The organism is Pseudomonas sp. EB271-G4-1 (assembly GCF_058791355.1).
On record NZ_JBYTEO010000032.1, the window covers coordinates 1 to 19016 of the forward strand.

The window sequence follows — 19016 nt, forward strand, 5'->3', positions numbered from 1 at the left end:
GCCGAAAACTGCGTAACTCATTGTTTACCAAGGAGTTTTCCGTTTCGACTGCGCCGGAAGTGGGGCGAATTATAGGCCCCTGAAATCCGTCGTCAACCCTTTGTTACAGGTTTATTCAGATTTGAGCGTAATACGCGCAAATGCCTTCTTGCCGGCCTGGCAAACGTGGGTCGCTCCCAGTACGTATATAAAGGAGCGATCGACCACCTCGCCATCGATACGCACACCACCGGAACCGAGCAGATCACGCGCCACAGCCGAGTTCTTCACCAGGCCAGCCTTATTAAGGACGGCGGCGATCGGCATATCTTCGGCTGCAGTCAATTCGATTTCAGGCAGATCGTCCGGGAGCTCGCCATCCTTCATACGATTACCTGCCGCACGATGAGCGTTGGCCGCAGCCTCCTCACCATGGAAGCGGGCAACGATCTCTTCAGCCAGCTTGATCTTGATGTCACGCGGATTGGCGCCCGCCTCGACTTCAGAACGGAAGGCATTGATCTCATCCATGGAACGGAAGCTGAGCAGCTCGAAGTAACGCCACATCAACGCATCCGGAATGGAGACCAGCTTGCTGTACATCACTCCCGGCGCCTCCTGGATACCGACGTAGTTGCCCAGGGACTTGGACATCTTCTTCACGCCATCCAGACCTTCAAGCAGGGGCATGGTCAGAATGCACTGGGCTTCCTGACCGTAACCACGCTGCAACTCACGCCCCATCAACAGGTTGAACTTCTGATCGGTGCCGCCGAGCTCGACATCCGCGCGCAAGGCAACCGAGTCGTAACCCTGGACAAGCGGATAAAGGAACTCATGGATGGCGATCGGCTGATTGGTCGTGTAGCGCTTGTCGAAATCATCGCGCTCGAGCATGCGAGCCACAGTGTACTGCGAAGTCAGGCGGATGAAGTCGGCGGGGCCCATCTGATCCATCCAGGTGGAGTTGAATGCCACTTCAGTCCTGGCCGGATCGAGAATCTTGAACACCTGGGTCTTGTAGGTCTCGGCATTTTCGAGAACCTGCTCACGAGTCAGCGGAGGACGCGTTGCACTCTTGCCGCTCGGATCGCCAATCATCCCGGTGAAGTCGCCAATCAGGAAGATCACCTGGTGACCCAATTCCTGGAACTGGCGCAGCTTATTGATAAGCACGGTGTGGCCCAGGTGCAAATCCGGGGCGGTCGGATCGAAGCCGGCCTTGATACGTAGCGGTTGGCCACGCTTGAGTTTTTCGATCAGCTCGGACTCGACCAACAGTTCTTCCGCACCACGTTTAATCAGCGCTAGCTGCTCTTCAACCGACTTCATAACAGACCCGCAAGGCTCGAATTCAAAGGGGACCAACCATACAAGATCGCGCGTCAAATACAAAGTTCGGCCGGCACAATGACGCCAATCCGCTGACAGAGCGTCCACGGACTTGCTTCAGGGATGATTTGGTTATATTTTATACAGTTATTTCATCTTCATCATGTCATTCATCTTTTCCAATTCATCTTTTTCAAAGTCAAAACACTACTTATGACCAAAGAATCGTCTAAAGCGCCACCGCTTTACCCGAAAACCCACCTGCTCGCAGCCAGTGGCATCGCCGCCCTGCTGAGCCTGGCGCTTCTGGTATTTCCTTCCAGTGATGTAGAAGCCAAAAAGACAACCCTGAGCCTTGAACTGGAAAGCCCTGCCGAACAACTGACACAAGAACAAGACGCTGCCCACGCCGTCCAAGCCACAAATGAGCCGGTCGAGTCTCCTTTTGCACAGATCGAAGACAGCCCCCAGGAGCCGCAGGAAACTGCTCAAGCGGCTCCCGCTCCTGCAGCGGTACCTGCACCGGTTGCAGAAGAAAAGAAGGCGCCAAGTCACAGGGAAGTGATCGTCAGCAAAGGCGATACGCTCTCCACGCTGTTCGCAAAAGTCGGCCTTCCAGCCACTTCAGTGCATGACTTGCTGGCCAGCGACAAACAGGCCAAGCAGTTCAGTCAGCTCAAGCATGGGCAGAAACTCGAATTCGAACTGGGTCCGGACGGCCAGCTGACCAGCCTGCATAGCAAGGTCAGCGACCTCGAAACCATCACCCTGACCAAGAACGACAAGGGTTACAGCTTCAACCGCACGACCGCCAAACCCACCGTGCGTTCCGCCTACGTACATGGCGTGATCAACAGCTCGTTGTCACAGTCCGCTGCGCGTGCAGGCCTGTCGCATAGCCTGACCATGGACATGGCCAGCGTGTTTGGCTACGACGTCGACTTTGCCCAGGATATTCGCCAGGGCGACCAGTTCGACGTGATCTATGAACAGAAAGTGGTCAACGGCAAAGCGGTCGGCAACGGTCCGATCCTGTCCGCACGCTTCACCAACCGCGGCAAGACCTACACCGCCGTGCGCTACACCGACAAGCAAGGCAACAGCAGCTATTACACGGCTGATGGCAACAGCATGCGCAAGGCATTCATCCGCACCCCGGTGGATTTCGCCCGCATCAGCTCGAAATTCTCCATGGGCCGCAAACACCCGATCCTGAATAAGATCCGCGCCCACAAAGGCGTGGACTACGCGGCACCGCGTGGTACGCCAATCAAGGCGGCTGGTGATGGTAAAGTACTACTGGCAGGTCGCCGCGGCGGTTACGGCAACACGGTCATTCTGCAGCACGGCAATACCTACCGCACGCTGTACGGCCACATGCAAGGCTTCGCCAAAGGCGTCAAGACCGGAGGAACAGTCAAGCAAGGCCAGGTCATCGGCTACATCGGTACTACCGGCCTTTCCACTGGCCCGCATTTGCATTACGAATTCCAGGTCAATGGCGTACACGTCGATCCGCTGGGCCAGAAAGTAGCGATGGCCGATCCGATTTCCAAAGCTGAACGCGCACGCTTCCTGGCGCAGAGCCAACCACTGATGGCCCGCATGGACCAGGAAAGAGCCACCCAGCTAGCTTCGGCCAAGCGCTAGGCCATGGCGCTCTATATAGGTGTGATGTCCGGGACCAGCCTTGATGGCCTGGACATAGCGCTGATCGAGCAAGCCCCGGCGATCAGGCTGATTGCCACCCACTACATCCCGATGCCCGACTCACTGCGCGCCGAGCTGCTTGGCTTGTGCGCCAGCGGTCCGGACGAGATCGCCCGCTCCGCCATTGCCCAACAGAACTGGGTGAAACTGGCAGCGCAGGGTGTTAACGCCCTCCTTGCCCAGCAGCACCTCAAGCCTGACGACATTCGCGCGATTGGCAGTCACGGCCAGACCATTCGCCATGAACCCGCACGCGGCTTCACGGTGCAAATCGGTAATCCGGCCCTGCTGACCGAGCTGACCGGCATCACGGTGGTCAGTGATTTCCGCAGCCGCGACGTTGCCGCTGGCGGGCAAGGCGCACCGCTGGTTCCAGCCTTTCACGAAGCACTTTTTGAAGAGCAGCCTGGCAACCGCGCCGTGCTGAACGTGGGTGGTTTCAGCAACCTCAGCCTGATTGAACCCGGCAAGCCTGTCGCAGGTTTCGACTGCGGCCCGGGAAACGTGTTGCTGGACGCCTGGATTCAGCAACGGCGCGGGGACAACTTTGACCGTGATGGCCAATGGGCTGCCAGCGGCAAAGTCGAACCAGTACTGTTGAAGGCACTGCTCAGCGACCCCTTCTTTGTAACAAAGGGTCCGAAGAGTACCGGCCGCGAAGTCTTCAACCTGCCATGGCTGACCCGGCATCTGGCAGCGCTGCCAGCCTTCGCGGCCGAGGACGTCCAGGCAACGCTGCTGGAACTGACGGCATTGACCATCGTCGAATCGCTGCGCAGTGCCCAGGCCGATACTCAGGAGCTGCTGGTCTGCGGTGGGGGCGCGCACAATGCTGCACTCATGAAGCGCCTGGCCAGCCTGCTACCAGATGCGACCGTCAGCAGCACCGCCACTCACGGCGTAGACCCTGACTGGGTCGAAGCCATGGCTTTCGCCTGGTTGGCTCACTGCTGCCTGGAAGGTATCGCGGCCAATCGCCCGAGCGTCACCGGTGCCCGTGGGCTGCGCGTACTTGGCGCCATCTACCCTGCATAGTTAAATGCCGGACAGCAAAACGCCGCAGGGCCCTGAGGCCATGCGGCGTTTTGATGATTCAGATGCGCTGATCAGATCGAGAACGAAGAGCCACAGCCACAGGTGGTGGTAGCGTTCGGATTCTTGATGACGAAACGCGAGCCTTCCAGACCTTCCTGATAATCCACCTCGGCTCCTGCCAGGTACTGGAAGCTCATCGGATCGACAACCAGACTCACACCTTCGCGCTCAACGATGGTGTCGTCATCGGCCACTTCCTCATCAAAAGTGAAGCCGTACTGAAAACCTGAACAACCGCCGCCCGTAACGAATACGCGCAGCTTCAAGCGATCATTCCCCTCTTCATCGACCAGGCTCTTCACCTTGTGCGCGGCACCGTGGGTGAATTGCAAAGCCGTGGGGGTGAAGGATTCGACGCTCATGCTGACTATCTCCCGGCGTTAAGCCGTCATATTGCGTGATGACGCGCATTATCCGCTTCTCCTAGAAAAGCGGTCAACTATTGTTATGGTATATCAAGCAACCCAGTCGCTCGGCCGGAAATGCAAAAAGGCCCGTTCAACGGGCCTTTTGCTGAGTGCAATATAGCCTTACGGCAACATGCCCGCGTGGGACAAGCCCAGACGTTCGTCCAGCCCGAACAGGATGTTCATGTTCTGCACGGCCTGACCCGACGCGCCTTTGACCAGGTTGTCGATCACCGACAGCACGACCACCAGATCGCCGTCCTGAGGGCGGTGCACGGCAATACGGCACACGTTGGCGCCTCGCACGCTGCGGGTTTCCGGATGGCTGCCGGCAGGCATGACATCGACGAACGGCTCGTTCGCATAACGTTTTTCAAACAGCGCCTGCAGGTCCACCGAGCGATCCACGACGGTCGCGTAGAGCGTGGAGTGGATGCCACGGATCATCGGGGTCAGGTGCGGCACGAAGGTCAGGCTAACGTCCTTGCCCGCCGCACGACGCAAACCCTGGCGAATTTCCGGCAGGTGGCGATGCCCTTTGACTGCGTAAGCCTTCATGCTTTCCGATGTCTCGGAGTACAGCGAACCCACAGCAGCACCACGACCGGCACCGCTGACGCCGGACTTGCAGTCGGCGATCAGGCGCGAAGCATCGGCCAGGCCCGCTTCGAGCAATGGCAGGAAACCCAACTGCGTAGCGGTCGGGTAGCAACCCGGCACAGCGATCAGGCGCGCCTTCTTGATCTGCTCGCGATTGACTTCCGGCAGGCCATAGACCGCTTCATCCAACAGTTCAGGAGCACCGTGTGGCTGGCCGTACCATTTCGCCCACTCATCAGCGTCTTGCAGGCGGAAGTCCGCAGACAGGTCGATGACCTTGGTGCCGGCTGCCAGCAATTCACCCGCCAGGGCATGCGCTACGCCGTGAGGGGTGGCGAAGAACACTACGTCGCAAGCGCCCAGGGTCTTGATGTCCGGGACACTGAACGCCAGGCCGTCGTAGTGGCCTCGCAGGTTCGGGTACATGTCGGCCACGGCCAGGCCGGCCTCGGATCGGGAAGTGATCACCACCACTTCAGCTTGCGGATGTTGTGCCAACAGACGCAACAGTTCGACACCGGTGTAACCCGTGCCGCCGACGATACCGACCTTGACCATAAACCTGCCCTCAACGAACCCACTGGAAAGCCGTCGATAATAGGGCCCGTATCGTCCTGCGACAACCGGCAAGGTGACGTGCGGAGCCTCAAGCCTCTACTATCCGGTTACCGTGAACCTGGGAATAACCAAAAATGCTTTATCTGTGGCTCAAAGCTTTCCACATCATCAGCGTCGTGTGCTGGTTTGCCGGCCTGTTCTACCTGCCGCGCCTGTTCGTCTACCACGCCCAAAGCGAAGACACCATCAGCAAGGAGCGCTTCAGCATCATGGAGCGCAAGTTGTACCGGGGCATCATGGGACCGGCGATGATCGCCACGCTGATCTTCGGTGGCTGGCTCATCTACCTCAATCCAGGCATCTTCAGCCAGGGTGGCTGGATACACGCCAAACTGACCTTGGTCGTGTTGCTGATCGGCTACCACCATATGTGCGGCGCGCAGGTAAAGCGCTTTGCCCGTGGCGAAAATACCCGCAGCCATGTCTTTTATCGCTGGTTCAATGAAGTGCCGGTTCTGATATTGCTGGCGATCGTAATTCTGGTCGTCGTTCGGCCGTTCTAAATCCAATAGTTATCACTCACCGGGGTACTTCAAATGTCGCTGCCCGCTCTGCTTGAACAACGCTTGCGCTTGCCCGTAGTGGCCGCGCCGATGTTCCTGATTTCCAACCCGCAACTGGTGCTTGCCTGCTGTCGCAACGGCGTAGTGGGCAGTTTTCCAGCGCTGAATCAACGCGAGAGCAGTGGTTTCAAGGCTTGGCTGGAGGAAATCGAGGCGCAGCTGGCGACTCTGGAAAACCCTGCGCCCTACGCGGTGAACCTGATTGTGCACAACAGCAATCCGCGCTTGCAGGCGGACCTGGATATCTGCATCGAACACGAAGTGCCGATCGTGATCACCAGCCTGGGCGCCGTTAAGGAAGTAGTCGATGCGGTCCACGGCTATGGCGGCCTGGTTTTCCATGATGTGACGACCCGTCGTCATGCCGAGAAAGCCGCCGAGGCGGGTGTGGACGGGCTGATTGCCGTCGCAGCGGGTGCCGGCGGACATGCTGGCACCTGGAGCCCGTTCTCGCTGATCGCCGAAATCCGCCAGTTTTTCGACAAGACGCTACTGCTGGCCGGGTGCCTGAACCACGGCCACGAAATTCTCGCAGCACAATTGCTCGGTGCGGACCTGGCCTACTTCGGCACACGATTTATCGGTACCACTGAAAGTCACGCGCCTGACGCCTACAAAGAGATGCTGCTGACGTCCAGAGCCGCCGATATCATCCATACTCCAGCAGTGTCGGGGGTACCGGCAAGCTTCATGCGCCAAAGCCTGGAGGCCGCCGGATTCGACACGGCAGCGCTGCAAAACAAGGGAGAGGTCAATTTCGGCTCCAAACTCAAACCCATCAGCGATGAAGCCAAAGCCTGGAAAACTGTGTGGTCCGCGGGCCAGGGCGTCGGTGAAATCGATGACTTGCCAAGCGTCGAACAATTGATCGCACGTCTCGACGCCGAGTACCGCAAGGCACAGGAGCAAGCAGAGCAACTGCGCCAACACTGGCCGCGCTGAGCAACCACTCAAGCAGCGGCTGGCCATTCGTATCGATGACTTGCGACAAGGACGCCTGGGCAATGAACGAAAACCATTACAAGATCGTGTTTGACGGCACTTTGTTGCCGGGGGTTGATATCAACACGGCTAAACTCAATCTCGCTGCGCTGTACAAGAGCGACGTCAGCTCTATCGAGCGCCTGTTCAATGGTCGACCGATAGCATTAAAGAGCAACCTGTCACAAGCTGATGCACAGGCCTATCTTCAAGCCCTGAGGAACACCGGTGTCGATGCCCGGATCGAGGCGCAACCTACGATCGAGCCAGACTTGGCCGATGTTCACGATCCTGTCTCTGCAGCGCCGCCCCAGTCCCCGTATTCGCCACCCCAGGCAAGCCTCGGCGAAAGACTGCCGGAGTTCGCCGTACTCAAACCCTTCGGCGTCGAAGGTCGCATCGGGCGCCTGCGTTTTCTGGCGTGGACGATGGTGCTGAGCCTGGTGACCCTTCCCGTTGTCGGCGTGTTTGCGCTCATCGGCCTGGGTCTGGTCAGTGGCAACTCCACCACCGGACTGATCATCGGCGGCATCTTCGCCTTCTTCCTGTTCTTGGCGTTCGTGGTGATCAGTGTTCTGTTCACCATTCAGCGTTTGCACGATATAGGCTGGTCGGGCTGGCTCTGGCTCCTGAACCTGGTTCCGTTCGTAGGCAGTTTCTTCCCGCTGGTGATCATGGTCATGCCAGGCAACATCGGCGCGAACCGCTATGGCCCGCCTCCCCCGCCCAACAGCACGGCGGTCAAGGTTTTGTGCGCGTTGTGGATTGTGTTTATCGGGTTATTTACCGTCGGTGCAATGGTGGGTGGAATCTCGGCAATCCAGCAAGAGTATGAAGACACCCTCGAAAGCAGCTACCAAAGCGGCTCGATGACCACTGACGAAATCGATGTCGAAGTCGAACCGCAAGCAAATTCGCCAGCCGAGGCAGCCGAAGAAGCCCCGCCCCCTGTAGACTCTGCGAAAGAATGAACAGCGCTCCCCGCCCGTGACACCTGCGTCGCGGCGCGGAGCTGTTGCGATGGAGAATGGCATGACCCGTTACGCTCTGATCACTGGCGCTTCCAGCGGCATCGGCCTGGCGATGGCTGAAGCGCTGGCCCGGCGCGGCCGCAGCCTGATTCTGGTGGCTCGACAGCGTGATCAGCTGGAAAGCATTGCGATTGAACTGACCCAACGTTTTGGCGTGGAAGTGTTGTTCCGTGCCTGCGATCTGGGCGAGCCACTGCGCCTGTCGGGCTTCCTGCTGGAACTGGAGGAAGGTGACCGGCAAATCGACCTGCTGGTCAACTGCGCCGGCATTGGCACTTGCGGCCCGTTCCTGGCTCAAGACTGGATGACCGAACAGGATTTGATTGAAGTGAACATTCTGGCACTCACTCGCCTGTGCCATGCCATCGGTAACAGCATGGCGTTACAGGGTGGCGGTCAAATTCTGAACGTCGCTTCGGTCGCGGCGTTCCAGCCCGGGCCGTGGATGAGCACTTACTACGCGAGCAAGGCCTATGTACTGCACTTTTCCGAAGCCCTGCGCGTCGAGCTGAAAAAATGCGCGGTCAAGGTCTCGGTGCTCTGCCCCGGCCCGACTCGCACGGCGTTTTTCCGCACCGCGCAACTGAACGACGACAAACTGTCCAACAGTAAAATGCTGATGAGTCCGGAGGAAGTCGCGCTCTATACCGTGCGAGCCCTGGAGAAAAATCGCGCAATCATTATTCCGGGGCGACGCAACCGCTGGTTCGCCACCCTGCCCCGGTTCGGCTCGCGCTGGCTGATCAGGACGATCACCGGCATGGTCATCAAGGCTCACTGCCCGCGCTGAAGGTAAAACACTGGGCGGGTACACCCGGCATGGGTACACTCGGGCCAGCCCAAACAACGGAGAAAACAGCTGTGGATACTCTGTTCACCAAGATCATCAACCGGGAAATCCCGGCGAAGATCATTTACGAGGACGACCAGGTACTGGCCTTCCACGATATCGCCCCGCAGGCACCGGTGCACTTCCTGGTGGTCCCGAAGAAGCCGGTACGTACCCTAAACGACCTGACCGAGGACGACAAGGCCCTGGCTGGACACATCCTGTTCACCGCCCAGCGCCTGGCCCTGGAACTGGGTTGCGAAAAAGGTTTCCGAGTTGTCATGAACTGCAATGAAGAAGGTGGGCAGACTGTCTATCACATTCATATGCATGTACTGGGACAGCGTCAGATGCACTGGCCGCCGGGCTGATTCAATACACACTCCCGTAGGAGCCAGGCTTGCCGGCGATGACGTCATTGAGATCGCCATCGCCGGCAAGCCTGGGTCCTACAAGGCGAGCCTGCGTCGAAATGACCCAACGCAAACCTTCCCCGGCCGATTGGGTTAAACTGGCCGCCGAGATTCCTCCGGAGGTCAGCATGACTACCCAACGTCACTACTCGCCAATTGATCGCCTTCTGCTGCAAGCCGATGCCGCGATGCGGACCCTGCTGCCCTTCAGCGGCCAGCCCTACCGTCCGTCGCCGGCCATTGTACAGCCCGATGCGAAATTGAGCGATGAAGACACTCGCCACGTTGCCGGGCTGATGCGCATCAACCATACCGGTGAAGTCTGCGCCCAGGCGCTGTACCAAGGGCAGGCCCTGACTGCCAAGCTGCCGCAAGTGCGCATCGCGATGGAGCACGCCGCCGAAGAAGAAGTCGACCATCTGGCGTGGTGTGAGCAACGCATCCATCAATTGGGTAGCCACACCAGCATTCTCAATCCGCTGTTTTATGGCATGTCGTTCGGGATAGGCGCTGTTGCAGGCCTGATCAGCGACAAAGTCAGCCTGGGTTTTGTCGCAGCGACAGAAGATCAGGTGTGCAAGCACTTGAATGAACACCTGGAGCAACTGCCGGCCGAGGATGAAAAATCCCGGGCGATTCTCGAGCAGATGCGCATCGATGAAGAACAGCATGCCGAAAGCGCACTGGAGGCTGGCGGCTTTCGCTTTCCGGCACCGGTAAAGTTCGGGATGAGCTTGATGGCCAAGGTCATGACCAAGAGTACTTATCGGATCTGACCGGCTGCACCGGAAACAAAAAAGGCGACGGCCCTGAGGCAGTCGCCTTTTTTTGATCTCGATTCAACCCAGCTCGATGATCTCGTAGTCGTGGGTGATCTCTACACCTGCCGCACCGAGCATGATCGAAGCCGAGCAATATTTTTCAGCGGACAGTTCGATAGCGCGCTTGACCTGCGCTTCCTTCAGGCCACGCCCCTTGACCACAAAATGCATGTGGATCTTGGTGAAAACCTTCGGATCTTCAGTCGCACGCTCAGCTTCAAGGAACGCCTCGCAGCTCTCGACCGCCTGACGGGACTTCTTGAGGATGCTGACCACATCGAAATTGCTGCAACCGCCGACACCCAGCAGGAGCATTTCCATCGGCCGGACACCCAGGTTACGGCCGCCGGCATCGGGCGGACCGTCCATGACCACGACATGACCGCTGCCGGATTCGCCGAGGAACATGGCTTCGCCAGCCCATTGGATGCGTGCCTTCATCGCCAAGACTCCACTGTCTAAAAAAGGGTCGCCAGCTTAGCACAGGCCCCTTGGTTGACAGTGATTGGCGTCCTAGGACATAACCATCAGCGCTGTAGGTAAAATCTCGAATATTGCAAGAAGTGTCTGGTAAGCTGGCGCCAATTCGCTGGCGCTCGGCCAGCTGAGCCGCAATGTCCGCAATTCATAAAAAACCCAACACACCGTGCAGTCTTTTCGGGATACAACCATGGTTGCTATTGCCCCCACCCTCAAGATGAAAAACCTCGACAAGCTGTTGATGCATTGCCAGCGCCGTCGCTATCAGGCCAAGAGCAACATCATTTGCGCCGGTGACCGCTCGGAGACGCTGTTCTTCATCATCAAGGGTTCGGTCACCATCCTGATCGAAGACGACGACGGTCGGGAAATGATCATCGCCTACCTGAACGCCGGGGATTTTTTCGGCGAGTTGGGGCTGTTTGAGCAGGCCGGTCACGAACAGGAACGCAGCGCCTGGGTGCGGGCAAAGGCCGAATGCGAAGTAGCGGAAATCAGCTACGCGAAATTCCGCGAATTGTCGCAGCAGGACCCGGACATTCTTTACGTACTAAGCGGACAGATCGCACAACGCCTGCGCAACACCACCCGCAAGGTCGGTGACCTGGCGTTCTTCGACGTCACCGGTCGCGTCGCCCGCTGCCTGCTTGAACTGTGCAAGCAGCCAGATGCCATGACCCATCCCGATGGCATGCAGATCAAGGTGACCCGTCAGGAAATCGGACGGATCGTTGGCTGCTCCCGGGAGATGGTCGGACGTGTGCTCAAGGATCTGGAGGAGCGCAACCTGGTGGATGTCAAAGGCAAGACCATGGTGGTCTTCGGTACGCGCTGAGTTCGTAAATCTAGCCGTTGAACATGTGCCCAAGCATTCGACGGTAGAGTTCATCAAGGCGTTCCATTGCATCCGGCGCGGTGAACTTCTCATGCAAGGCGATGTGGCTTTCAGCGCGCACCCGTTGCTCCAGACCGCAGGCCTCATTAAAGCGATTGACCGCCGCGACCATCGATTCGCGCTCGTTATCCAGCAACATCGCACCATGAACCAGCCCTACTGGACGCTGACCACCTTGGCTCTGGCGCCAGCGCTGGGCAGTACCAACCATCTTGCGCCCATCCAGATTGACGTTGAAGCGGCCATCACAGAAGGCACCGTCGATTTCGCCCAGGGACGAAGTGCCCCCCAGCTCATCCAGCAACTGGCAGATCGGATCACATAGACGCCGGTAGCCGGTCTCGATACGGTTCAGATCCCCTTCGCTACGCGGTGGCGCGTAAACCAGAGCGATGTTGAGGGTTGTCGCTGATTGCGGAACGGGTTCACCACCGGTATCGCGCAACAGCACCGGCCAGCCTGCAGCGGCGGAGACTTCGCAGGCGTGTTCGAAACCTGGCAAGCGATTCAAGCGGCGCGGCATTACCAATGCCTGGTCGCTGGGCTGCCAGAACAGCAGCCCAAATTCCGCGTCGCCAGCACAGACCGAGGCCAGCAGATCCTGCTCGGCCTGAAGGCCGCCTTCGATGGTCAGAGAAACAGGTGAGGTCACAAGGTACTCCGTAAGACAAAAAGTCTGTGGTGTTTCTTATGCCGCTATCGCGAGCAGGCTCGCTCCCACAGTCGATTGTGGTTACCCTCAAACCCTGTAGGAGCAAGCTTGCTCGCGATGCTTTTCAGTCGAGAGTCGAACCGCTGACAGGAATGCCGCGCTCAGGGAAGAACAGTCGTTGCAGTTCAGTGCCCGGATTTTCGGCGCGCATGAACGCCTCGCCAACCAGGAACGCGTAGACATCGCTGATTTCCATCAACTCGACATCAGCGCGATTGAGGATGCCGCTTTCAGTGATCACCAGACGATCTCGCGGGATACGCGGCAACAGGTCGAGGGTGGTTTCCAGGCTAACCTCGAAGGTGTGCAGGTTGCGGTTGTTGATGCCGACCAGCGGCGTGTCGAGGGTTTTCAAGGCCCGCTCCAGCTCATCGCCATCGTGGACTTCCACCAGCACATCAAGGTTGACGCTTTTGGCCACGGCCGCCAGCTCGGCCATTTTCACGTCGTCCAGCGCGGAGACGATCAACAGCACGCAGTCGGCGCCAAGGGCACGGGCTTCGACGATCTGGTACGGATCGATCATGAAGTCCTTGCGAATGACCGGCAGTGTGCACGCCGCGCGGGCCTGCTGCAGGTACAGGTCAGCGCCCTGGAAATAATCAATATCGGTAAGCACCGACAGACAGGTCGCGCCGCCCTTCTCGTAGCTCTTGGCAATATCGGCAGGAACGAAGTTCTCGCGGATCACGCCTTTGCTCGGCGAAGCCTTCTTGATTTCAGCAATGACTGCAGGCTCTTTCAGCTTGGCCTGAGCCAGCAAAGCCTTGGCAAAACCACGGGGTGCATCGGCCGCCTTGGCCAGACTTTCCAGCTCGGCGAGGCTGACGCGAGCGCTACGCTCGACAACTTCCTCGGCTTTGCGCGCCAGAATGTTTTCCAAAACCGTCGGTACACTCATCCCTCATTCTCCACTTTGAATACCGCGGTAAACGCACCCAGTTCTTCGAGTTTTTCCCGAGCAAGGCCGGTGTGCAGCGCATCGTGCGCCAAGGCAACGCCTTCTTTCAGGCTGCTGGCATGGTCAGCCGCGTACAGCGCGGCACCAGCATTGAGCATGATCATCTCGGCAGCTTTCTGACCGTTTTCGGTCTTTCGCTTGCCCAGGGCGTCGCGAATCAGCTCCAGGGAGGCCGCCGGGCTTTCCACCGCCAGGCCATGCAGGCTCTGGCTTTTCATGCCCAGGTCTTCCGGTTCGACCCAATATTCAGTGATCTGATCGTTTTTCAGTTCCGCGACAAAGGTCGGTGCTGCCAGGCTGAATTCGTCCAGACCATCCTTCGAATGCACCACCAGCACATGTTTGCTGCCCAAACGCTGCAACACTTCAGCAAGCGGCCGGCACAACGCCTGGGTGAATACACCCACTACCTGATGTTTCACACCGGCCGGATTCGTAAGCGGGCCAAGCATGTTGAACAGAGTGCGCAAGCCAAGCTCCTTGCGCGGGCCGGCGGCATATTTCATGGCACTGTGATGAGTCTGGGCAAACATGAAGCCGATGCCGACGTTATCGATGCAGCGCGCCACCTGGACCGGGGTCAGGTTCAGGTAGATGCCGGCTGCCTCCAGCAAATCGGCACTGCCGCTTTTACCCGAGACCGCGCGGTTGCCGTGCTTGGCCACCGTGCAACCGGCCGCCGCGACCACAAAGGATGACGCAGTCGACACGTTGAAGATGTTGGCACCGTCACCGCCAGTACCGACCACATCGACCACGCCGTCGAGGGTCTTGAGTTCGACCGTGTCTGCCAGTTCACGCATGACCGACACCGCGCCGACGATTTCGTCGATGCTTTCGCTCTTCATGCGCATGGCCATCATGAACGCGCCGATCTGCGCGTCCGTGCATTGACCGGTCATGATTTCGCGCATCACGTCGCGCATTTCATCGGTGCTGAGGTCGAGCTGTTCGACGATACGGCCCAGGGCTGTCTTGATGTTCATGAAAGGTCCTTAGCGCGTGCCGCCGGTTTGTTTGAGGAAGTTAGCGAACAACTCGTGTCCCTGTTCGGTAAGAATCGACTCAGGGTGGAACTGCACGCCTTCGATGTTCAGGGTCTTGTGGCGCAGGCCCATGATCTCGTCGACCGAACCATCTTCCAGTTGGGTCCAGGCGGTCAGCTCGAGGCAATCAGGCAGGGTTTCGCGCTTGACGATCAATGAATGATAGCGGGTAACCGTCAGCGGCATGTTCAGGCCTTCGAAGACACCTTTGTCTTCATGGAACACCGGGCTGGTCTTGCCGTGCATGACCTGGCGCGCGCGAACCACATCGCCACCAAAGGCCTGGCCGATGGACTGATGGCCCAGGCAGACACCGAGGATCGGCAGTTTGCCGGCGAAATGCTTGATCACATCAATCGAGACGCCGGCTTCAGTTGGAGTGCAAGGACCGGGAGAAACGACGATGCGCTCAGGATTGAGGGCTTCGATTTCGGCGACGGTAAGTTCATCGTTGCGCACGACTTTGACCTGGGAGCCCAGCTCACCAAGGTATTGCACAACGTTGTAGGTAAAAGAGTCGTAGTTATCGATCATCAGCAACATGGCGTTAAGAACCTCTTGAATTCACTGACTTGATTCAGCCTTCGAATGATTTACCCGCAGCGTCCTGCACTTTGGCGGACGCTGGATTCGCGCAGCAAAGCGGTGTGTCTGACGGGTAAAGAAGGCAAAGCGGTAAAGATCCGGCCGGGCCGGCAGAAGGATTCAGGCGCGCCAACGCCAGCGGGCGTGTGCCTTGATGACTTGATCCAGGAGTTTGCTGACGATCAACACGGGGAAGGTCTCATTTATACGTCTTGGCACAGTAACTTAGCTGGGCAGAGCGTGCAATATGGGGCGATCGAAGCAAGTGAAACATTCGGCAAGTTCGCGCCGAATGGCATGAGGTTCTATAGTTTTTTGGCACTGTCGTTTACCCCACTAAAACAAGAAACAAACGGACTTGCTCATGATCAGACAGACGCTGTTTGCACCGCTTGCCGGTTGCTTGCTCGCCTTGGCTTACGCTCAGGCGATTGCGGCGCCCAATCCTTACTCCAACTTCATCGTCTTCGGTGACAGCCTCAACGATGCGGGGCAGTTTACCGACGCGGGCGGCCCTCCCGGTTCGACTCTGCGCTTCACCAACCGGGTAGGGCCGACTTATCAGGACGGCAGTGGCGAAGTCTATTCCGCCAACTCAACCCAGTTGTTCGGGGGCAGGCTTGGCTTCTCAGCGGACCAGACTGCCGCTTCGACTTCAGCCGCACGCGCCGTCCAGGGCCTGCCAGACGGTAACAACTGGGCCGTCGGCGGCTACCGCACCGACCAGATCCTCGATTCAATCACCACGTTATCCGCCACCGGCGAACGTGCACGAGCGGGCTATTTGCCGACCAACAACTTGCGCGCCGATCCGAACGCGCTGTATTACCTCTCCGGCGGCGGTAACGACTTTCTTCAGGGACGTGTGCAAAGTGGCGCCCAGGCGAATGCCGCGGCGGACCGACTGGCCAACAGCGTTCAGGTTCTGCAAACAGCCGGCGCCCGCTACATCATGGTCTGGCTGTTGCCTGACCTGGGCTTGACCCCTGCCATCAATGGCAGCCCTCTGCAGGGACCGACCTCGCAACTGAGCGCGGCCTTCAACCGGCAACTGGTCACTCGACTGGCGGGCATCGATGCCGAAATCATCCCGCTGAACATTCCACTGTTGCTGCAGGAAACCTTCGCCGATCCCGCGCGATTCGGTTTTGCCACCGGGCAGAACCTGACCGCGACTTGCTTCAGCGGCGACGGCTGCACCGAAAACGCCGCCTTTGGCATCAACAGCGCCACCCCCGACCCCAGCAAGCTGGTTTATAACGACGGGGTTCATCCGACCGAAGCCGGGCAAAAGCTGGTGTCCGACTACGCCTATTCCTTACTCGCTGCACCCTGGGAACTGACGCTGCTGCCGGAAATGGCCCACGCCACGCTACGCGCGCATCAGGATGAACTGCGTAGCCAATGGCAATCCGACTGGGAAAGCTGGCAGGCGGTCGGCCAATGGCGGGCCATTGTGGCCGGGGGCGGCCAGCACCTCGATGTGGACCATCAAAGCAGCGGCGCCGATGCCGATGGCAACGGCTACAGCTTGAACATCGGCGGCAGCTATCGCCTCAATGAAGCCTGGCGAGTAGGTGTGGCGGCAGGCTTCTATCGCCAGAACCTGGAGGCAGGCAACAACGATTCGGACTACAAACTCAACAGCTACCTGGCCACGGTATTCGCCCAGTTCCAGCAGAACCGTTGGTGGGCCGATGCCGCATTGACCGGCGGCAAGCTGGATTACGACAATCTCAAACGCAAATTTGATCTAGGCGCGGGTGAGGGTGCGGAGAAAGGCGACACCGATGGCTATCTCTGGGCCTTCAGCACACGCCTGGGCTATGACATAGCGCAGCCGGGCAGTGAGTGGCACCTGTCGCCGTTCATCAGTGCCGATTACGCCAAAGTGGAAGTCGACGGTTATTCGGAAAATACCAGTCGCTCCACGGCGCTGACCTTTGATGATCAGAAACGCGATTCGAAACGTCTCGGCGCCGGGCTTCAGGGTAAGTATCAGATCACCTCGCAGACCCAGGTGTTTGGCGAATATGCCTACGAGCGTGAGTATGAAGATGACGTACAGAAGGTGAACATCGCCCTCAATAGCTTGCCGTCACTCGATTTCACGCTTGCTGGCTATACACCGCAGAGCCACTTGAACCGCGTGAGCCTGGGCGTCAGCCACAAGTTGACGGCCGATCTGGCGCTGCGTGGCGGGTATACGTTGCGCAAGGATGATGACTATACCCAGCAAGGCATTAACGTGGGCGTTGCGCTGGACTTCTGATCAAGCAAACAGCCAACATAAAAAACGCGGCGCCTTTACGGGCGCCGCGTTTTTTTTATGCTGGTGAAGCCATTGTGGGAGCGAGCCTGCTCGCGATAGCGGTGGATCAGGCTAAATCAAAGTTGGCTGTGCCGGCTCCTTCGCGAGCAGGCTCGCTCCCACATTGTTAGTGGCGAACTCAGGCGTCCGGGGTTTGTTCCGCCAGGGCCACTGCACGGAACATCGCGCGTCGTTTGTTCAGGGTTTCTTCCCATTCCAACGCTGGCACCGAGTCGGCAACGATGCCGCCACCGGCCTGCACATGCAGCTCGCCGTTCTTGATCACCGCCGTACGGATCGCAATGGCGGTGTCCATGTTGCCGTTCCAGGCGAAGTAGCCGACGGCGCCGCCGTAGACACCGCGCTTGACCGGTTCCAATTCGTCGATGATTTCCATCGCACGAATCTTCGGTGCGCCAGACAAGGTGCCCGCCGGCAGAATCGCCCTCAGTGCGTCCATGGCCGTCAGGCCGGCCTTCAATTGGCCGGTGACGTTGGACACGATGTGCATCACGTTGGAGTAACGCTCGATGACCATTTTCTCGGTGAGTTTCACCGAACCGATTTCAGATACGCGACCCGTGTCGTTACGACCGAGGTCGATCAGCATCAGGTGCTCGGCAATTTCCTTGTCGTCCGACAGCAGGTCCTTTTCCAGTGCCACATCGGCCTCTTCGTTGGCCCCGCGTGGACGGGTGCCGGCGATCGGGCGCACGGTGATCAGATTGTCTTCGACCCGCACCAGCACTTCTGGCGAACTGCCGACAACGTGGAAGTCGCCGAAGTTGAAGAAGTACATGTAAGGCGTCGGGTTGAAGCAGCGCAGCGCTCGGTAAAGATCGATGGGGGCTGCCTTGAAGTCGATCGACATGCGCTGGGACGGCACGACCTGCATGCAGTCACCGGCCAGGATGTATTCCTTGATGGTGTCGACGGCTTTTTCGTAATCGTTCTGGGTGAAACTGGAACGGAACACCGGATCGGCTGACTGCTGCTTGCTGAAGTCCAGGCCACGGCGCGGGGTAATTGGCTGGCGGAGTTTTTCCAGCAACTCTTCCAGGCGCGTGCGGCCTTGCTCGAAGGCGTCTTCCTGGGCCGGATCGGCCAGGACGATTGCATGCATCTTGCCGGCGAGGTTATCGAACACCACCACCGCGTCGGACACCATCAGCAGAATGTCCGGCACGCCCAACGGGTCCGGGTTCGGGCATTTGCCCAGACGCTTTTCCACATAACGCACGCAGTCATAACCGAAGTAGCCCACCAGGCCGCCGTTGAAGCGCGGCAAACCGGCAATCGTCGGCACGTTGTAACGGGCCTTGAAGGTTTCGACGAAGGCCAGTGGGTCTTCTACATCGTGGCTTTCAGTCTCGACACCGTCGATGGTCACGCTGACGTGATGGTCGTGCACCCGCAGCACAGTGCGGCACGGCAGGCCGATGATCGAGTAACGACCCCACTTCTCGCCACCCTGTACGGACTCCAGCAAATAGGAGTTGGGCTCGTCGGCCAGTTTCAGGTAGATCGATAGCGGCGTATCGAAGTCGGCCAGGGTTTCGCAAGCAAGCGGGATGCGGTTATAGCCGGCAGCGGCCAAACGCAGGAATTCTTCGCGGATCATGAGGTGCCTCGTGGCTTGAGGATCAA

The 19016-nt window shown here is 58.6% G+C and carries 19 protein-coding genes; 10 read left to right on the forward strand and 9 right to left on the reverse strand.

Going from position 1 to position 19016, the window contains the following annotated elements:
- Window positions 1–111: 111 nt before the first annotated feature.
- Complete coding sequence (tyrS, locus tag AC3WWR_RS17090) at window positions 112–1311, reverse strand: tyrosine--tRNA ligase (RefSeq protein WP_020798780.1); 1200 nt, start codon at window positions 1309–1311, stop codon at window positions 112–114.
- A 213-nt stretch (window positions 1312–1524) separates the two neighbouring features.
- Here tyrS and AC3WWR_RS17095 point away from each other — a divergent pair, with 213 nt between their 5' ends.
- Together AC3WWR_RS17095 and AC3WWR_RS17100 are read left to right on the forward strand one after the other, a co-directional pair.
- Entirely contained in the window at window positions 1525–2961 is a 1437-nt protein-coding gene (locus tag AC3WWR_RS17095; RefSeq protein ID WP_033038769.1) for a peptidoglycan DD-metalloendopeptidase family protein, read from the forward strand.
- A 3-nt stretch (window positions 2962–2964) separates the two neighbouring features.
- Window positions 2965–4056, forward strand: coding sequence for an anhydro-N-acetylmuramic acid kinase (locus tag AC3WWR_RS17100; RefSeq protein WP_033038772.1), 1092 nt, complete (start codon window positions 2965–2967; stop codon window positions 4054–4056).
- A 71-nt stretch (window positions 4057–4127) separates the two neighbouring features.
- Here the strand turns inward: AC3WWR_RS17100 and erpA are convergent, their stop codons facing one another.
- Both erpA and argC read right to left on the reverse strand, forming a co-directional pair.
- Window positions 4128–4478, reverse strand: coding sequence for an iron-sulfur cluster insertion protein ErpA (gene erpA / locus AC3WWR_RS17105; protein WP_007906865.1), 351 nt, complete (start codon window positions 4476–4478; stop codon window positions 4128–4130).
- A gap of 168 nt (window positions 4479–4646) precedes the next feature.
- Window positions 4647–5681 (reverse strand): N-acetyl-gamma-glutamyl-phosphate reductase, encoded by a 1035-nt coding sequence (gene argC / locus AC3WWR_RS17110; RefSeq protein WP_492598906.1) that lies wholly within the window; start codon window positions 5679–5681, stop codon window positions 4647–4649.
- 134 nt (window positions 5682–5815) lie between these two features.
- On the opposite strand from argC, the gene hemJ reads away from it, so the two are divergent.
- The 6 genes from hemJ (at window position 5816) to coq7 (ending at window position 10334) form a co-directional block, all read left to right on the forward strand.
- A complete protein-coding gene (gene hemJ / locus AC3WWR_RS17115; RefSeq protein WP_020798784.1) occupies window positions 5816–6244 on the forward strand; it encodes a protoporphyrinogen oxidase HemJ in 429 nt (142 codons plus the stop codon).
- A gap of 33 nt (window positions 6245–6277) precedes the next feature.
- A complete protein-coding gene (locus AC3WWR_RS17120) occupies window positions 6278–7246 on the forward strand; it encodes an NAD(P)H-dependent flavin oxidoreductase (RefSeq protein ID WP_083349807.1) in 969 nt (322 codons plus the stop codon).
- A 62-nt stretch (window positions 7247–7308) separates the two neighbouring features.
- A complete protein-coding gene (locus AC3WWR_RS17125; protein ID WP_492598907.1) occupies window positions 7309–8256 on the forward strand; it encodes a DUF805 domain-containing protein in 948 nt (315 codons plus the stop codon).
- A 61-nt stretch (window positions 8257–8317) separates the two neighbouring features.
- Window positions 8318–9106: an SDR family NAD(P)-dependent oxidoreductase gene (locus tag AC3WWR_RS17130; protein ID WP_033038784.1), complete on the forward strand. Its 789-nt coding sequence runs from the start codon at window positions 8318–8320 to the stop codon at window positions 9104–9106.
- 71 nt (window positions 9107–9177) lie between these two features.
- Entirely contained in the window at window positions 9178–9516 is a 339-nt protein-coding gene (locus tag AC3WWR_RS17135; protein ID WP_007986008.1) for a histidine triad nucleotide-binding protein, read from the forward strand.
- A 170-nt stretch (window positions 9517–9686) separates the two neighbouring features.
- Window positions 9687–10334 (forward strand): 2-polyprenyl-3-methyl-6-methoxy-1,4-benzoquinone monooxygenase, encoded by a 648-nt coding sequence (gene coq7 / locus AC3WWR_RS17140; protein ID WP_008061601.1) that lies wholly within the window; start codon window positions 9687–9689, stop codon window positions 10332–10334.
- A gap of 63 nt (window positions 10335–10397) precedes the next feature.
- Here coq7 and AC3WWR_RS17145 read toward each other — a convergent pair whose 3' ends face one another.
- Window positions 10398–10820, reverse strand: a complete 423-nt coding sequence (locus AC3WWR_RS17145) for an OsmC family protein (protein WP_008061600.1) — start codon at window positions 10818–10820, stop codon at window positions 10398–10400.
- A 229-nt stretch (window positions 10821–11049) separates the two neighbouring features.
- Here AC3WWR_RS17145 and crp point away from each other — a divergent pair, with 229 nt between their 5' ends.
- The gene (crp, locus tag AC3WWR_RS17150; protein WP_110754851.1) at window positions 11050–11694 is read left to right on the forward strand and encodes a cAMP-activated global transcriptional regulator CRP; all 645 of its coding nucleotides are present in this window, start codon (window positions 11050–11052) and stop codon (window positions 11692–11694) included.
- 10 nt (window positions 11695–11704) lie between these two features.
- Here crp and AC3WWR_RS17155 read toward each other — a convergent pair whose 3' ends face one another.
- The 4 genes from AC3WWR_RS17155 to AC3WWR_RS17170 form a co-directional block, all read right to left on the reverse strand.
- Window positions 11705–12406, reverse strand: a complete 702-nt coding sequence (locus tag AC3WWR_RS17155; RefSeq protein ID WP_492598908.1) for a lipoate--protein ligase family protein — start codon at window positions 12404–12406, stop codon at window positions 11705–11707.
- 124 nt (window positions 12407–12530) lie between these two features.
- Complete coding sequence (trpC, locus tag AC3WWR_RS17160) at window positions 12531–13367, reverse strand: indole-3-glycerol phosphate synthase TrpC (RefSeq protein WP_020798791.1); 837 nt, start codon at window positions 13365–13367, stop codon at window positions 12531–12533.
- Entirely contained in the window at window positions 13364–14413 is a 1050-nt protein-coding gene (gene trpD, locus AC3WWR_RS17165) for an anthranilate phosphoribosyltransferase (protein ID WP_020798792.1), read from the reverse strand. The genes trpC and trpD overlap by 4 nt, the downstream gene beginning before the upstream one ends.
- A gap of 9 nt (window positions 14414–14422) precedes the next feature.
- Window positions 14423–15016 carry an aminodeoxychorismate/anthranilate synthase component II gene (locus AC3WWR_RS17170; RefSeq protein WP_020798793.1) on the reverse strand — a complete coding sequence of 198 codons (594 nt, stop codon included), beginning with the start codon at window positions 15014–15016 and terminating at the stop codon, window positions 14423–14425.
- A 406-nt stretch (window positions 15017–15422) separates the two neighbouring features.
- On the opposite strand from AC3WWR_RS17170, the gene estP reads away from it, so the two are divergent.
- The gene (estP, locus tag AC3WWR_RS17175) at window positions 15423–17330 is read left to right on the forward strand and encodes an esterase EstP (protein ID WP_492598909.1); all 1908 of its coding nucleotides are present in this window, start codon (window positions 15423–15425) and stop codon (window positions 17328–17330) included.
- A gap of 178 nt (window positions 17331–17508) precedes the next feature.
- On the opposite strand, the gene trpE is transcribed toward estP, so the two are convergent.
- The gene (gene trpE, locus AC3WWR_RS17180) at window positions 17509–18990 is read right to left on the reverse strand and encodes an anthranilate synthase component I (protein ID WP_020798795.1); all 1482 of its coding nucleotides are present in this window, start codon (window positions 18988–18990) and stop codon (window positions 17509–17511) included.
- Window positions 18991–19016 lie beyond the last annotated feature (26 nt).

Excerpts from the sequence above, each read along its gene's own strand:
- tyrS (WP_020798780.1), bottom strand. The coding sequence starts at position 1,311 with ATGAAGTCGGTTGAAGAGCAGCTAGCGCTGATTAAACGTGGTGCGGAA.
- AC3WWR_RS17095 (WP_033038769.1), top strand. The coding sequence starts at position 1,525 with ATGACCAAAGAATCGTCTAAAGCGCCACCGCTTTACCCGAAAACCCAC.
- AC3WWR_RS17100 (WP_033038772.1), top strand. The coding sequence starts at position 2,965 with ATGGCGCTCTATATAGGTGTGATGTCCGGGACCAGCCTTGATGGCCTG.
- erpA (WP_007906865.1), bottom strand. The coding sequence starts at position 4,478 with ATGAGCGTCGAATCCTTCACCCCCACGGCTTTGCAATTCACCCACGGT.
- argC (WP_492598906.1), bottom strand. The coding sequence starts at position 5,681 with ATGGTCAAGGTCGGTATCGTCGGCGGCACGGGTTACACCGGTGTCGAA.
- hemJ (WP_020798784.1), top strand. The coding sequence starts at position 5,816 with ATGCTTTATCTGTGGCTCAAAGCTTTCCACATCATCAGCGTCGTGTGC.
- AC3WWR_RS17120 (WP_083349807.1), top strand. The coding sequence starts at position 6,278 with ATGTCGCTGCCCGCTCTGCTTGAACAACGCTTGCGCTTGCCCGTAGTG.
- AC3WWR_RS17125 (WP_492598907.1), top strand. The coding sequence starts at position 7,309 with ATGAACGAAAACCATTACAAGATCGTGTTTGACGGCACTTTGTTGCCG.
- AC3WWR_RS17130 (WP_033038784.1), top strand. The coding sequence starts at position 8,318 with ATGACCCGTTACGCTCTGATCACTGGCGCTTCCAGCGGCATCGGCCTG.
- coq7 (WP_008061601.1), top strand. The coding sequence starts at position 9,687 with ATGACTACCCAACGTCACTACTCGCCAATTGATCGCCTTCTGCTGCAA.
- AC3WWR_RS17145 (WP_008061600.1), bottom strand. The coding sequence starts at position 10,820 with ATGAAGGCACGCATCCAATGGGCTGGCGAAGCCATGTTCCTCGGCGAA.
- crp (WP_110754851.1), top strand. The coding sequence starts at position 11,050 with ATGGTTGCTATTGCCCCCACCCTCAAGATGAAAAACCTCGACAAGCTG.
- trpC (WP_020798791.1), bottom strand. The coding sequence starts at position 13,367 with ATGAGTGTACCGACGGTTTTGGAAAACATTCTGGCGCGCAAAGCCGAG.
- trpD (WP_020798792.1), bottom strand. The coding sequence starts at position 14,413 with ATGAACATCAAGACAGCCCTGGGCCGTATCGTCGAACAGCTCGACCTC.
- AC3WWR_RS17170 (WP_020798793.1), bottom strand. The coding sequence starts at position 15,016 with ATGTTGCTGATGATCGATAACTACGACTCTTTTACCTACAACGTTGTG.
- estP (WP_492598909.1), top strand. The coding sequence starts at position 15,423 with ATGATCAGACAGACGCTGTTTGCACCGCTTGCCGGTTGCTTGCTCGCC.
- trpE (WP_020798795.1), bottom strand. The coding sequence starts at position 18,990 with ATGATCCGCGAAGAATTCCTGCGTTTGGCCGCTGCCGGCTATAACCGC.